Source organism: Curtobacterium sp. VKM Ac-2861, assembly GCF_013204965.1.
Taxonomy (GTDB): domain Bacteria; phylum Actinomycetota; class Actinomycetes; order Actinomycetales; family Microbacteriaceae; genus Curtobacterium.
Window position 1 is genome coordinate 613826 of sequence record NZ_JABMLA010000001.1, and the last position, 13692, is coordinate 627517.

The 13692-nt window shown below is 69.3% G+C and carries 13 protein-coding genes; 5 read left to right on the plus strand and 8 right to left on the minus strand.

Annotation, left to right across the window (positions count from 1 at the left end):
• Positions 1-104: 104 nt before the first annotated feature.
• The 5 genes from HQQ88_RS02810 to HQQ88_RS02830 form a co-directional block, all read right to left on the minus strand.
• Complete coding sequence (locus HQQ88_RS02810; RefSeq protein WP_123938020.1) at positions 105-1064, minus strand: phosphodiesterase; 960 nt, start codon at positions 1062-1064, stop codon at positions 105-107.
• Positions 1065-1227: 163 nt separating this feature from the next.
• Positions 1228-2916 (minus strand): ubiquinol-cytochrome c reductase cytochrome b subunit, encoded by a 1689-nt coding sequence (locus HQQ88_RS02815; RefSeq protein ID WP_123339633.1) that lies wholly within the window; start codon positions 2914-2916, stop codon positions 1228-1230.
• Positions 2916-3980 carry a ubiquinol-cytochrome c reductase iron-sulfur subunit gene (locus tag HQQ88_RS02820; RefSeq protein WP_111084029.1) on the minus strand — a complete coding sequence of 355 codons (1065 nt, stop codon included), beginning with the start codon at positions 3978-3980 and terminating at the stop codon, positions 2916-2918. Before HQQ88_RS02820 ends, HQQ88_RS02815 begins: the two co-directional genes overlap by 1 nt.
• A 33-nt stretch (positions 3981-4013) precedes the next feature.
• The gene (locus tag HQQ88_RS02825; protein ID WP_123294420.1) at positions 4014-4823 is read right to left on the minus strand and encodes a cytochrome c; all 810 of its coding nucleotides are present in this window, start codon (positions 4821-4823) and stop codon (positions 4014-4016) included.
• 21 nt (positions 4824-4844) lie between these two features.
• Positions 4845-5483, minus strand: coding sequence for a heme-copper oxidase subunit III (locus HQQ88_RS02830; protein ID WP_111084027.1), 639 nt, complete (start codon positions 5481-5483; stop codon positions 4845-4847).
• Positions 5484-5553: 70 nt separating this feature from the next.
• On the opposite strand from HQQ88_RS02830, the gene trpD reads away from it, so the two are divergent.
• Positions 5554-6618, plus strand: coding sequence for an anthranilate phosphoribosyltransferase (gene trpD, locus HQQ88_RS02835; protein ID WP_133936619.1), 1065 nt, complete (start codon positions 5554-5556; stop codon positions 6616-6618).
• A 96-nt stretch (positions 6619-6714) separates the two neighbouring features.
• Here the strand turns inward: trpD and glpK are convergent, their stop codons facing one another.
• A complete protein-coding gene (gene glpK / locus HQQ88_RS02840; RefSeq protein ID WP_111084025.1) occupies positions 6715-8226 on the minus strand; it encodes a glycerol kinase GlpK in 1512 nt (503 codons plus the stop codon).
• A gap of 74 nt (positions 8227-8300) precedes the next feature.
• Positions 8301-9026, minus strand: a complete 726-nt coding sequence (locus HQQ88_RS02845) for an MIP/aquaporin family protein (RefSeq protein ID WP_123294418.1) — start codon at positions 9024-9026, stop codon at positions 8301-8303.
• A 318-nt stretch (positions 9027-9344) separates the two neighbouring features.
• On the opposite strand from HQQ88_RS02845, the gene dhaK reads away from it, so the two are divergent.
• The 3 genes from dhaK to dhaM all read left to right on the plus strand — a co-directional run bounded on the left by dhaK (position 9345) and on the right by dhaM (position 11781).
• Entirely contained in the window at positions 9345-10346 is a 1002-nt protein-coding gene (dhaK, locus tag HQQ88_RS02850) for a dihydroxyacetone kinase subunit DhaK (protein WP_133936618.1), read from the plus strand.
• A 74-nt stretch (positions 10347-10420) separates the two neighbouring features.
• Positions 10421-11062, plus strand: a complete 642-nt coding sequence (gene dhaL / locus HQQ88_RS02855; RefSeq protein ID WP_133936617.1) for a dihydroxyacetone kinase subunit DhaL — start codon at positions 10421-10423, stop codon at positions 11060-11062.
• A complete protein-coding gene (gene dhaM / locus HQQ88_RS02860; protein ID WP_173168578.1) occupies positions 11059-11781 on the plus strand; it encodes a dihydroxyacetone kinase phosphoryl donor subunit DhaM in 723 nt (240 codons plus the stop codon). Before dhaL ends, dhaM begins: the two co-directional genes overlap by 4 nt.
• Positions 11782-11805: 24 nt before the next feature.
• Here the strand turns inward: dhaM and HQQ88_RS02865 are convergent, their stop codons facing one another.
• Positions 11806-12414 carry a TetR/AcrR family transcriptional regulator C-terminal domain-containing protein gene (locus tag HQQ88_RS02865; RefSeq protein ID WP_173168579.1) on the minus strand — a complete coding sequence of 203 codons (609 nt, stop codon included), beginning with the start codon at positions 12412-12414 and terminating at the stop codon, positions 11806-11808.
• A 55-nt stretch (positions 12415-12469) separates the two neighbouring features.
• On the opposite strand from HQQ88_RS02865, the gene HQQ88_RS02870 reads away from it, so the two are divergent.
• On the plus strand, positions 12470-13690 hold the full coding sequence (locus HQQ88_RS02870; protein WP_173168580.1) for a beta-ketoacyl synthase: 1221 nt from the start codon (positions 12470-12472) through the stop codon (positions 13688-13690).
• Positions 13691-13692 lie beyond the last annotated feature (2 nt).

A 13692-nucleotide genomic window follows, 5' to 3' on the forward strand; every position in this document is an offset into this window, starting at 1 on the left:
GCGCCTCCCGTCCGCCCCGCGCGCACGCCCACCGCACATGGTGAGCACAAATGGTCGGGTCCGCAGTGCGGACCCGACCATTGCTGCACACGAAGTGCGGCGACCTACCGGTGGACGGGGGAGACCGGCACCGAGTCGAGCGTGAAGACCGGGATGCTCGAGGTCACCGGAGCCGGCTCGACCGCGGGCGGGATCGTGACCCCGTGCGCTGCGAGTCGGGCCTCGGTCTCGACGGCCGAAACGGGTTCGCCGACCGTGGAGTAGTGCCCGATCGGGACGACCGAGTGCACGACGTTGTGGCCGTAGACGTGCACCAGGTTGAACGACTGCGCGCCGTCCCGCCCACGCGTACCGCCCTGGAACTCGGTGAGGTCCTGCGTGTAGCACGTGGCACTGGCGACCGACACGGGGATGCCCGCGAAGACCGCGCTGGTCGAGTAGTGCAGGTGGCCGGCGATGATGGACAGGACGTCACTGCCCTCCAGCACCTCGGCCAGGGCCTGCTGGTCGCGGAGCTCGACGAGGACGGTCAGGTCCTGCACGCTCGGCACGGGCGGGTGGTGCATCGCCAGGATGGTGCCGTGCGGCGCAGCCTCGGACAGGACCTCGGCCAGCCAGTCGAGCTGCTCGGGGGAGACCTCGCCGTGGTGGTGGCCCGGGACGCTCGTGTCGAGGGTGATCACCCGCAGACCGTTGACGTCGTAGACGAAGTCGACCGGACGGTCGGTGGGGTGCAACCCGAAGAGCTCCTGACGGAACGCGCCGCGCTCGTCGTGGTTGCCCATCGCCCAGATGACCTGGGCACCGATCCGGCGGGCAGCCGGCTCGACGATCTCGCGGACGCGGGCGTAGGCACCCGGTTCGCCCTTGTCGGCCACGTCGCCGGTGACGACGATCGCTTCGGGCCGGGTGCCTGATGCTTCGATGTCCGCGACGATCTCGGTGAGCCGTGCGGCGGAGTCGACCCCGCCGTACAGATCACCGTCGCCGGAGACGAGGTGGGTGTCGCTGAGGTGGAGGAGGAAGTGGTTCGGCCTGGGGTGTTCGGCCGTCCGGCTGTCCATCGGGGTCTCATTCCGTTGGCGGATGCGTGGTGCAACACGTTGCCACACCGTCCTGGATGAGTCCAGCACGTGTCGGTGAACCAGCCGTGAACTGGGGGCGGCGTTTCGCCCATCGCACGAAGAAACCCCCGCCACGTGGTGGCGGGGGTTCCTGTCGTCGTGCTTAGTGCTTTTCCTCGACCTGCGGGGCCTGGTGGCTGCCCTCGAGGTCCGGGCCGTGGTGGGCGGCGTGCGCTGCCTCGAGCTCGGCCTTCGAGACCGGCTCGATGCGGTCTTCGAAGAAGAAGCGGGAGACGCTCGCACGGGCCTTCTGGACCACGGTGATCTGCCCCTTGGCGTTCGGGCGGATCATGAGCGGCTTGTACTCGTTGAACTGCAGCAGCTTCCAGCGCTCGTACTCGTCGAGCTGCTCGTGCACCTCGATGTACTCACCGTGGGGGAGTCGGACGATGCGACCGGACTCGTAGCCGTGCAGGACGATCTCGCGGTCCTTCTTCTGGAGTGCGAGGCACACGCGCTTCGTGATCCAGAAGGCGACGAACGGGCCGAGGACCGTCGTTGCCTGGATCACGTGGATCACGTGTTCGATCGACACCAGGAAGTGGGTCGCGATGATGTCCGACGACGCCGCAGCCCAGAGGCTGGCGTAGAGCGTGATGCCGGCGGCACCGATCGCCGTGCGGGTCGGGGCGTTGCGCGGACGGTCCAGGATGTGGTGCTCGCGCTTGTCGCCGGTGATCCACGACTCGAGGAACGGGTACAGCAGGATCGCGAGGATGAGCAGCACCAGGACCGCGATGGGCGCCAGGATGTTGAACGACACCGTGTAGCCGAACCACACGACCTCCCAGTGCGGCGGCACCAGACGCAGTGCGCCGTCGGCGAAGCCGATGTACCAGTCGGGCTGGGTACCGGCGGAGACCGGCGAGGGGTCGTACGGGCCGTAGTTCCAGATCGGGTTGATCGTGAACATCGACGCGATGAGGGCGATGATGCCCGCGACGATGAAGAAGAACCCGCCGGCCTTGGCGGCGAACGCCGGGAGGATCGGGACACCGACGACGTTGTCGTTGGTCTTGCCCGGGCCGGCGAACTGGGTGTGCTTGTTGATCACGACGAGCACGAGGTGGACACCGAGCACCGCGACGAGGATCGCCGGCAGCAGCAGGATGTGCAGCGTGTACAGGCGGCCGACGATGTCGGTGCCCGGGAACTCGCCACCGAAGAGCAGGTAGGCGATCCAGACGCCGATCACCGGGACACCCTCGATCATGCCGACGATGATCCGCAGACCGTTTCCGGAGAGCAAGTCGTCGGGGAGCGAGTAGCCGGTGAAGCCCTCACCCATGGCGAGGACCCAGAGCAGGAAACCGAAGACCCAGTTGAGCTCACGCGGCTTGCGGAAGGCACCGGTGAAGAACACGCGGGCCATGTGCAGCATGATCGACGCCACGAACAGCAGGGCTGCCCAGTGGTGGACCTGGCGGACGAAGAGCCCACCGCGGATGTCGAACGAGATGTCCAGCGTGGACTGGAGCGCCGTCGACATCTCGACGCCCTTGAGCGGGACGTACGTGCCGTTGTAGACGACCTCGGCCATGGAGGCCTGGAAGAAGAACGTCAGGAACGTACCGGAGAGCAGGACGACGACGAAGCTGTACAGCGCCACCTCGCCGAGCATGAAGCTCCAGTGGTCCGGGAAGATCTTCCGGCCGACTTCCTTGACGAGCCCCGAGATGCTGGTGCGCTCGTCGATGTAGTTCGAGACCCCGCCGATGATGCGGGATCCGCGCTCCGGAGCCGGCTTGTTGGCCGTGCTGCTCGGTGCCGTGGTGGTGGGGGTGCTGGTCATCAGCGTTCACGCTCCCAGAAGGACGGTCCGACCGGCTCGTGGAAGTCGCTCTGGGCAACCAGGTAGCCGTCGTCGTCGATCGCGATCGGAAGTTGGGGGAGGGGGCGTGCGGCCGGACCGAAGATGACCTCGCAGTTGTTCGAGACATCGAAGGTGGACTGGTGGCACGGGCACAGCAGGTGGTGCGTCTGCTGCTCGTAGAGCGCGACCGGGCATCCGACGTGGGTGCAGATCTTGGAGTACGCGACGATGCCGTCGTAGCCCCAGTTCTCGTGGCCCTTGGACGGGTTGAGGTCCTTCGGGTCGAGACGCATGAGGAGGACGGAGGCCTTGGCCTTCTCCTCCAGCATGTGCTCGGAGTCGAGCATGCCGTCCGGGATGACGTGGAACACCGAACCGATGGTCACGTCCGAGGCCTTGATCGGCAGACCCGTCGGGTCCTTCGTCAGGCGCAGGCCCTGCTTCCAGAAGGTGTGGCGCAGGAGCTCGTTCGGGTCCTCGGCCGGAGCGAGGTCGCGGACCAGGACGATGCCCGGCAGCGGGAACGCGGCCAGCGCACCGATCATCGAGTTGCGGATCAGCTTGCGACGGCTGAAGCCGGACTCCTTGTCGGCCAGCTGGAAGGCCTCGACGGCCTTGGCGCGCGTCGCGTCCGTGCCGCGGGTGCCGTGGCGGAGCTCGGTGATCTCGCGGTCGACGACGAGCGACTTCGACCAGTAGACCGCGCCGAGGCCCAGCGCGATGAGCGCGAGGGCGATCGAGAGGCCGAGGAAGAGGTTCGCGGTGCGGACCGTCCCGAAGTCGTTCGAGTCGATCGGGAACGCGACGTAGGCCGCGATCGAGAGGACGCTGCCGACGATCGAGAGGTAGAAGAAGGTCGCGACCTGACGCTCGGCCAGGCGCTGCTTCTTCGGGTCGACGTCGGTGCGGCGCGCGCGGTGCGGCGGCTCACCCGGGTTCTCGAACGGGTCGGTGGGCAGCACCGCGATCCCGGGGGAGGTGGTCGTGCCGTGCTTCTCGACAGCCGAGGACGAGTTCAGCGTCTCGTCGTCGTGCTCTGCCATGGTGTTCCCTTCAGTGTCGTTCGACACGGACGATCAGTTGGACTTCGCGGTCAGCCAGACGGTCATCGCGACGACCGCGCCGAGTCCGAAGATCCAGATGAACAGACCCTCGGCCACCGGGCCCAGGGAGCCGAGTGCGAACCCGCCGGGCGACTTGTTGTCCTGCACGTACTTGAGGTACGTGATGATGTCGGCCTTCTGCTCCGGCGTGAGGTTCAGGTCGTTGAAGACCGGCATGTTCTGCGGGCCGGTCTGCATCGCCTCGTAGATGTGCTTGCCGGAGACCGTCGACAGGTTCGGTGCGTACTTGCCCTCGGTCAGGGCACCGCCGGCGCCGGCCACGTTGTGACACATGGCGCAGTTGATGCGGAAGAGCTCGGCACCCTCGGCCGCGTCGCCGTCCTCACCGTTGGTGAGCTCGGTGGACGGGACGGCCGGGCCGGGGCCCAGCGAGGCGACGTACTCGGCGAGGGCGTCGACCTGCTCGTCCGTGAACTGCGCGGGCTTCTCTTCGGCCTGCGGACCCTGGGCGGCCATCGGCATGCGGCCGGTGCCGACCTGGAAGTCGACCGAGGCGGCGCCGACACCGATGAGGGACGGACCCTCGCTCGTGCCCTGGGCGGAGAGGCCGTGGCAGGTCGCGCAGTTCGAGGCGAAGAGCTTCTGGCCCTCGTTCACCTTCGACTGGCTGGTCGCCGCGACGGTGCTCGTGCTGTCGTCGGCGTTGGCCGTGGAGCTGAAGAGCGCGTACGCACCGCCGGTGGTCATGAGGCCGACGACGATGAGCGAGACGGTCGCCATCGGTGAACGGCGGCCCTTCTTGGTCTTGGTTCTGTTGAACATGTGCTCGGGGGTGTCCAGTTCCTACTTGAGAAGGTAGATGACGGCGAAGAGGAAGATCCACACGACGTCGACGAAGTGCCAGTAGTACGACACGACGATGGCGGTGGTCGCTTCCTTGTGACCGAAGTTCTTCGCGGCGAAGCCGCGGCCGAGCGTCAGCAGGAAGGCGATGAGGCCACCCGTGACGTGGAGGCCGTGGAACCCGGTCGTCATGTAGAAGGCCGAGCCGTAGGCGCTGGAGGAGAGCGTGACGCCCTCGTGCCAGAGGTTGGCGTACTCGAAGATCTGGCCGCAGACGAAGATCGCGCCCATCGCGTAGGTGACGAAGAACCACTCCGTCATGCCCCAGTGGCGCGGGTTCCAGCTCGTGCGGTGCACCTGGAAGCGCTCTGCAGCGAACACGGCGAACTGGCACGCGAAGCTGGACAGCACCAGGATGATCGTGTTCACCGAGGCGAAGGGCACCTCGAGCTTGGAGGTTTCGGCCGCCCACAGCTCGGGGGACGTGCTGCGCAGCGTGAAGTAGATCGCGAACAGGCCGGCGAAGAACATGACCTCGCTGCCCAGCCACACGATCGTCCCCACGGCAACGGCGTTCGGCCTGTTCAGGGCCGGACCGCTGGCGGATCTGGAGAGAGGGGTGCTAGTCACGTCCTCCATTATGGCCGAAACCCCAGACAGTGTTTTCGCAGGAGACTGGCGGGTCTCTCGAATTCACTACGATCGAGCCATGCCTGACGCACTCTCTTGGCCTGCAGTGATCAGCGCGCTCATGGCGCGCGAGGACCTGACGATCAGGCAATCCACATGGGCCATGGAGGAGATCGTGCACGGGCGCGCTACCCAGGCACAGATCGCCGCGTTCGCCGTGACGCTCCGCGCGAAGGGCGAGACCGTCGACGAGGTGGTCGGGTTCCGCGACGCGATCCTCGACGCCGCCGTTCCGCTGGACGTCGACCCGATGGCGTTGGACATCGTCGGCACGGGTGGGGACGTCGTCGGCACCGTGAACGTCTCGACGATGGCGGCGATCGTCATCGCCGCCGCCGGGGTGCCCGTCGTGAAGCACGGCAACAAGGCGAGCTCGTCGAAGTCCGGTTCGAGCGACGTGCTCGCCGCACTCGGGCTCGATCTCACGATGGACGCCGCGCGTGTCGCGGACACCTTCCGGCGTGTCGGACTGACCTTCGCGTTCGCGAACGCGTTCCACCCGGGCTTCGCGCACGCCGGGCCGGTCCGCCGCGAGATCGGCGTGCCCACGGTGTTCAACTTCCTCGGGCCGCTCGTCAACCCCGCACGGTGCGAAGCGAACGCCGTCGGCGTCGCGCAGCTCGACCTCGTGCCGATCATCACGGGCGTGTTCCAGACCCGCGGCGCGACCGCCCTGGTGTTCCGCGGGGACGACGGCCTCGACGAGCTCACCACCACCGGCCACAGCCACATCTGGGAGGTCACCGGCGGGCGCATCATCGAGCACGACCTCGACCCGCGCGACCTCGGCATCGCACGTGCACGCACCGAGGACCTCCTCGGTGGCGACCCCGAGCACAACGCGGCCGTCGTGCACCGCGTGCTGTCGGGGGAGACGGGCCCGGTACGCGACATCGTGTTGCTCAACGCCGCAGCGGGACTGGTCTCCTTCCGTCTGGCGCAGGACCCGGCCGAGTCCGACCGACCGATCCTGCAGCGCTTCCGCGAGCAGCTCGCGGTCGCGGCCGAGGCGATCGACTCCGGCGCCGGTACCCGCAAGCTGGCGGACTGGATCGCGGTCCCGACCGCGACCGACGCGGAGTAGACGCAACCGACGGGAGGCCCGGTGCCGGTTCCTGGAACCGGCACCGGGCCTCCCGTCGGTGCGTTCAGTGCACGCGGTCAGCGTGCGCGTGCGTCGCTACTGGACGTCCTCGTCGACCCAGTCGAAGGTCTTCGTGACGGCCTTCTTCCAGAGACGGAGCGTGCGCTCGCGCTCCGCAGCGTCGAGCTGCGGCTCCCAACGCTTGTCCTCCTGCCAGTTGGCACGGAGCTCGTCGAGGTTGGCCCAGAAGCCCACCGCGAGACCGGCCGCGTAGGCCGCGCCGAGCGCCGTCGTCTCGGCGACGACCGGACGCACCACCGGCACGTTGAGGATGTCGGCCTGGAACTGCATGAGCTCGTTGTTTGCGGTCATGCCGCCGTCGACCTTGAGCTCGGTCAGGTCCACGCCCGAGTCGGCGTTCACCGCGTCGAGGACCTCGCGGGTCTGCAGCGCCGTCGCCTCGAGGGCCGCACGTGCGATGTGCCCCTTGTTGACGTAGCGGGTCAGGCCGACGATGGCTCCGCGAGCATCCGGACGCCAGTACGGCGCGAAGAGCCCGGAGAACGCCGGCACGAAGTACACGCCGCCGTTGTCCTCGACGGTCTTGGCCAGTGCCTCGACCTCCGGCGCACTGCCGATGAGACCGAGGTTGTCACGGAGCCACTGGATGAGCGAACCCGTGACGGCGATCGAGCCCTCGAGTGCGTAGTGCGTCTCCTGGTCGCCGAGCTTGTAGCCGACGGTGGTGAGCAGGCCGTTCTCGGAGCGGACGATCTCGGTACCGGTGTTGAAGATGAGGAAGTTGCCGGTGCCGTAGGTGTTCTTCGACTCGCCCTGGTCGAACGCCGCCTGGCCGAAGGTCGCGGCCTGCTGGTCGCCGAGGATGCCCGCGATCGGGACCTCGCGGAGCAGGTTGGACGACTCGACGTGGCCGTAGACCTCGGAGGAGCTGACGATCTCGGGGAGCATCGACTTCGGCACACCGAAATCGGCGAGGATGTCGTCGCGCCACTGGAGCGTCTCGAGGTCCATGAACAGCGTGCGGGACGCGTTCGTGACGTCGGTCTTGTGGACGCCGCCGTCGACGCCACCGGTCAGGTTCCAGAGGACCCAGGTGTCGGTGGTGCCGAAGAGCAGGTCCCCGGCCTCGGCCTTCTCACGCGCACCCTCGACGTTCTCGAGGATCCACATGATCTTGGTGCCGGCGAAGTACGTCGCGAGCGGGAGGCCGACGATGGCCTTGTAGCGGTCGGTGTCACCGTCGGCGAGCTTGTCGACGATCGACTGCGTGCGGGTGTCCTGCCAGACGATCGCGTTGTAGATCGGCTTGCCGGTGGTCTTGTCCCAGACGACGGCGGTCTCGCGCTGGTTGGTGATGCCCACGGCGGCGACGTCGTGACGCGTGATGTCGGCACGCGACAGTGCCTGACCGATCACCTCGCGGGTGTTGTCCCAGATCTCGGCGGGGTCGTGCTCGACCCACCCGGCGCGCGGGAAGATCTGCTCGTGCTCCTTCTGCCCGGTCGAGATGATCGAGCCGGAGTGATCGAAGACGATCGCTCGGGTGGAGGTCGTGCCCTGGTCGATGGCGACGATGTAGTCGGCCATTGGTGCTCCTTACGGGTGTTCGGTGCGGTGGGCGGCCCGCGATCGCGGGCCGCCCACCCCGGGGTTGGGTTGGTTCAGCTGACGACGGGCAGCAGCGCGAGCGACAGCACGGCGGCGAGTGCACCGCCGACGAGCGGTCCGACGACCGGCACCCAGGCGTACGACCAGTCGCTCGAGCCCTTGCCCTTGATGGGCAGGAAGGCGTGGGCGATGCGCGGGCCGAGGTCACGGGCCGGGTTGATGGCGTAGCCGGTCGGGCCACCGAGGCTGACACCGATCGCGATCACGAGGAAGGCGACGGGGACGGCGCCGAGTTCGGCAGGTGCCTTGCCGTTCGTCATCGCGAGGATGACGAAGACGAGCACGAAGGTGCCGATGATCTCGGTCACGACGTTCCAGCCGTACGACCGGATCGCGGGGCCGGTGGAGAAGACGCCGAGCTTCGCAGCGGCGTCGGGCTCCTCGTCGAAGTGCTGCTTGTAGGCGAGCCAGACGATGACGGCACCGATGACCGCGCCGATCATCTGCGCGAGCCAGTAGATGAGCATCGTGCCGACACTGATGTTGCCGAGGATGGCCTGGGCGAGGCTGACGGCCGGGTTGAGCTGGCCGCCCGACTTGTAGGACACGAGGACGCCGGCGAAGACCGCGAAGCCCCAACCGATCGTGACCATGAGGAAGCCGGCCCCGAAGCCCTTCGACTTCGTGAGGGAGACGGCGGCGACGACACCGCCACCCAGGATGATGAGCATCGCTGTACCGACGAGCTCGGACAGGAACTTGACGCCGATGTCGTCCATCGGTGACCTCCAGTGCGTGAGGTGGGGGTCCGGTGGTGCTGCGCCGCACTCCCCGTTGAGTGATTGAGGCCGAGCCTAGTGACGAGGCGAACGACGCGGCGATGAATTCCTGAGGGAAGTCCGGGATCGTGCACGAACGTGCAACCGGCGTGCGCTGCGGGGGATCGCGAGCCGGTGACGCGTCCCCGTCGCACTGCACGAACGTGCAGACCGGACGAACGAGCGCCCGGGCGTCGGATGTAGATTGGGCGCACTCCGGTCGACGACGGCGGTGTGCAGTTCGCCTCGGCTCGGCCCCGTACCCGTGGAGGCACGCGCATGAAGAAGCTCATCAACGACCCGCAGGCCGTGGTCGACGAGACCGTCCGGGGATTCGCCCGGGCACACGCCGGACACGTCGTCCTGGTCGAGGACCCGATCCACCTGCACCGCTCCGACGCACCCGTCGCCGGCAAGGTCGGCATCGTCAGTGGCGGCGGCAGCGGACACGAGCCGCTGCACGCGGGCTTCGTCGGGTACGGCATGCTCGACGCCGCCGTCCCGGGCCCGGTGTTCACGAGTCCGACCCCCGACCCGATCGTCGCGGCCACCAAGGCCGTCGACGGCGGCGCGGGCGTCCTGCACATCGTGAAGAACTACACCGGCGACGTCCTGAACTTCGAGACCGCCGCCGAGCTCGCCGAGATGGACGACATCCGCGTCGAGGCCGTCGTGGTCGACGACGACGTCGCCGTGCAGGACTCGCTCTACACCGCCGGTCGCCGCGGCGTGGCCGGCACCGTGGTCGTCGAGAAGTGCGCCGGTGCCGCGGCCGAGCGCGGTGACGACCTCGACGCCGTCGCCGCGATCGCCCGCCACGTCAACGACGTCACGCGGTCGATGGGCCTGGCCCTGGCGTCCGGCACCGTGCCGCACGCGGGGGAGCCGTCCTTCACGCTCGCCGACGACGAGGTCGAACTCGGCATCGGCATCCATGGCGAGCCCGGGCGCGAGCGCATCCCGATGGCACCGGCCGACCAGCTCGTCGACCGTGTGCTCGAACCGATCCTGACCGACCTCGACGCCCCGGCCGGCTCGAAGCTGCTCCTGCTCGTCAACGGCATGGGCGGCACGCCGCTGTCCGAGCTGTACATCGCCTACCGCCGCGCCGCCGAGGTGCTGACGGACCGCGGGTACGACGTCACGCGTAGTTTGGTCGGCGACTACGTCACGTCCCTCGAGATGCAGGGGTTCTCGATCACCGTCACGGTGCTCGACGAGGAACTCACGGCACTCTGGGACGCACCGGTGGAGACCCCAGCACTGCGCTGGGGTCGCTGAGCAGCCGACATCGACCGCTCGACCACCGACCACGACACCGAGCCCACCGGGCCGGGAACACGAAGGGAACCGCATTGGCGCTCGACACCGAATGGGCCATCGACTGGGTCCGTCGCACCGCTGCGACGATCGACGAACACCGGGCCGAACTCGTCACACTCGACCGCGAGATCGGTGACGGGGACCACGGCGAGAACCTCGACCGCGGTTTCCGCGCCGTGCTCGAGGCCATCGACGGCGGGTCCTTCGACACGCCCGGCGCCGTGCTCAAGACGGTCGCGACGAAGCTCATCTCGACCGTCGGCGGCGCCGCCGGCCCGCTGTTCGGCACCGCGTACCTGAAGGCAGCCCAGGCTGCTGGCGACGCGACCGAGCTCGACGCCGACACGCTCGTCGCCGTGCTCGCCGCAGCCCGCGACGGCGTGGTCTCGCGCGGCAAGGCCGCCGTCGGCGACAAGACGATGGTGGACGCCTGGACCCCCGCGGTCGACGCCGCCACCGCTGCCGCCGCCGCCGGTGACGACCCGGCAGCGGTGCTCGCCGCCGCGGCCGACGCCGCCGCCTCGGGCGCCGAGGCCACCGAACCGCTCGTCGCCCACAAGGGGCGTGCGAGCTACCTCGGCGAACGCGCCGTCGGGCACCGCGATCCGGGTGCACAGTCGACGGCGTACATCCTGCGCGCCGCGGTGGACGCGACGACGGGCTCCGCCGCGTGACCGTCGGCATCCTGATCGTCTCGCACAGCGCCGCGATCGCCTCCGGCACCGTCGAACTCGCCCGACAGATGGCGGCCGACGTACCGCTCGTCGCGGCCGGCGGGACCGACGACGGCGGCATCGGCACGTCGTTCGAGGCGATCACCGCCGGCATCGAGGAACTCGCCGACGCCGACGCCGTCGTCGTCCTGTGCGACCTCGGTTCGGCCTACCTGACCACCGACACGGCGCTCGACTTCCTCGACGACGACGTCCGCGCACGCGTGCACGTCTCGCCGGCGCCCCTGGTCGAGGGCGCGGTCGCCGCGGCCGTCGCGGCCCAGACCGGTGGTGACGCCGAGGCAGTGCTCGCTGCCGCGGCGTCCGCCGCAGGGTCCGCGGACGACGCGAGCAGCGCCTCCCGTCCGTCCGGTGACCAGCCGGGAGGCACGGGGCCGGGTGACGGGGCCGCCAGCGTCGACGACGTGGCCGCGTCCGAGAGCGTCGAACTGGTGAACGAGACCGGCCTGCACGCCCGCCCCGCGGCGGAGTTCGTGAAGACGGCAGCCAAGTACGACGCAGCGGTGCGCGTGAACGGCGTGGACGCGAAGAGCCTGCTGGCGATCATGGCGTTGGCGCTGCCGAAGGGTGCCACCGTGTCGATCGAGGCGAGCGGAGCCGATGCGCAGGTCGCGGTCGACGCACTGGTGGAGCTGGTGCGGAGCGGCTTCGGCGAGTAGCCCTCGCCGGTCGTCGTCCCGCGCTCAGCGGATGGACACCGTGCCTGCGAGGTCGAGGTCCGACGGCCCGCCGGTGACGCCCGCGTCGGCCAGGAGCGTCGCGCCGAACACCGCGCTCCAGAACGTCCGGGCATCACGGCCGACACCGCTCGGACTCGTCCAGCCGTGCTCGGCGACGACGCGCTCGAGGTAGCGCTCCGACTGCCGGAACAGGACCGCGAGCAGGAGCCGCACGCGCTCCCGCTGGGCGTCGTCGTCACCGGCGGCGGCCAGCGCGCGCACGACGAGGAGTGTCGACGGCATGGCGAGCGCGGTGCGTGCGAGCACCTGACGGAACGCGTCGGCGGACCCGGCTCGCCGACCGGCGACCTGCAGGCGCGTGGTGTCGCGGAGGAAGAGCGCGAAGGCGGCGTCGAGGACGAGGCGGTCCTTCGAGCCGTAGTGGTGCGTGATCTGGTTCGGGTAGACCCCGGCCGCACGGGCGATCTCGCTGACGGTGACGGCGTGGCGTGGGGTGCTCACTCCGCCCGCGCCACCGGCTGCCCCTGCGCTGAGGAGTCCGGCGGTCGCGGCGAGGATCCTCGCTCGGGTCGCTGCGCCGCGGGTCGTCCCGGTGCCGTCGGTGGTTGCCATCTCTGAATTGTACGTGGTACAACTCCACTTGTTCAACGTACAAGAAGGAGCACTCGTGGACATCTCCATCACCGGCTACGGCGCGGTCTCACCGTTCGGCCACGGCGTCGCGCCAATGTGGGACGCCCTGGTCGCCGGACGCTCCGGCGTGCACGAGCTGCACCGCGACGGGCAGCTCTGGGAACGGGTGCCGATCATGGTCGGCGCCGACGCAGCACTCGACGCCGAGTCTGCTCTCGGTCGCGTCCGGGCGAACCGACTCGACCGCAGCCAGCAGCTCGCGCTCGTCGCCGCCGGCGAGGCCTGGGCCGACGCCGGCGCGCCCGCGGTGGACGGCGACCGCCTGGCCGTCGTCGTCGGGACCGGCATCGGGGGAGTGGAGACGTTGCTCGATGCACACGACGTGCTCGGCGCCTCGGGCGCGCGTCGGGTGTCGCCCCGGACCGTCCCGATGCTCATGGCCAACGGGGCCGCAGCGCAGATCAGCATCGAGTACGGCGCCCGCGCCGGTGCGTACACGACCGTCTCGGCGTGCGCGTCCGGTGCCGAGGCGATCGCGACGGCCGCGCGGCTCATCGTCACGGGGGAGGCCGACGTCGTCATCGCGGGCGGCACCGAAGCGGCGGTCACCCCGGTCACCATGGCATCGTTCGCGCAGTCCCAGGCCCTCGCGAAGCCCGACGGTGACGACCCCACCACGTTGTCGCGACCGTTCGACGCCGACCGCCGCGGGTTCGTGCTCGGCGAGGGTGCCGGGTTCGTCGTCCTGGAACGGGCCTCGCACGCCGCCGCCCGCGCACAGCGGTCGCACGGGACGCTTGCCGGGTGGGGGATCACGTCGGACGCGTTCCACATCACCGCCCCGCTCGGGGACGGCAGCGAGCAGGAGCGCGCGATGACGGCGGCGATCCGGATGGCCGGGCTCACCGGTGCGGACATCGACCACGTCAACGCGCACGCGACCGGGACCCCGGTCGGGGACGTCGGTGAGGCAGCGGCGATCGGTCGTGCTGTCGGGACCGGTGCGCTCGTCACCGCGCCGAAGAGCGCCATCGGGCACATGTTCGGTGCGGCGGGAGCAGTCGAGGCGATCCTGACGGTCCGGGCACTCGAGACCGGGGTCGTGCCGCCGACGCTGAACCTGCAGCACCAGGACCCGGCGATCGACCTGGACGTGGTGGCGGGGACGGCTCGGACCGCGACCATGCGTGCGGCGCTGAACAACTCGTTCGGGTTCGGTGGGCAGAACGCCTCGTTGGTGTTCACCGCGGTCTGAGC

Excerpts from the sequence above, each read along its gene's own strand:
- HQQ88_RS02810 (WP_123938020.1), bottom strand. The coding sequence starts at position 1,064 with ATGGACAGCCGGACGGCCGAACACCCCAGGCCGAACCACTTCCTCCTC.
- HQQ88_RS02815 (WP_123339633.1), bottom strand. The coding sequence starts at position 2,916 with ATGACCAGCACCCCCACCACCACGGCACCGAGCAGCACGGCCAACAAG.
- HQQ88_RS02820 (WP_111084029.1), bottom strand. The coding sequence starts at position 3,980 with ATGGCAGAGCACGACGACGAGACGCTGAACTCGTCCTCGGCTGTCGAG.
- HQQ88_RS02825 (WP_123294420.1), bottom strand. The coding sequence starts at position 4,823 with ATGTTCAACAGAACCAAGACCAAGAAGGGCCGCCGTTCACCGATGGCG.
- HQQ88_RS02830 (WP_111084027.1), bottom strand. The coding sequence starts at position 5,483 with ATGGAGGACGTGACTAGCACCCCTCTCTCCAGATCCGCCAGCGGTCCG.
- trpD (WP_133936619.1), top strand. The coding sequence starts at position 5,554 with ATGCCTGACGCACTCTCTTGGCCTGCAGTGATCAGCGCGCTCATGGCG.
- glpK (WP_111084025.1), bottom strand. The coding sequence starts at position 8,226 with ATGGCCGACTACATCGTCGCCATCGACCAGGGCACGACCTCCACCCGA.
- HQQ88_RS02845 (WP_123294418.1), bottom strand. The coding sequence starts at position 9,026 with ATGGACGACATCGGCGTCAAGTTCCTGTCCGAGCTCGTCGGTACAGCG.
- dhaK (WP_133936618.1), top strand. The coding sequence starts at position 9,345 with ATGAAGAAGCTCATCAACGACCCGCAGGCCGTGGTCGACGAGACCGTC.
- HQQ88_RS02865 (WP_173168579.1), bottom strand. The coding sequence starts at position 12,414 with ATGGCAACCACCGACGGCACCGGGACGACCCGCGGCGCAGCGACCCGA.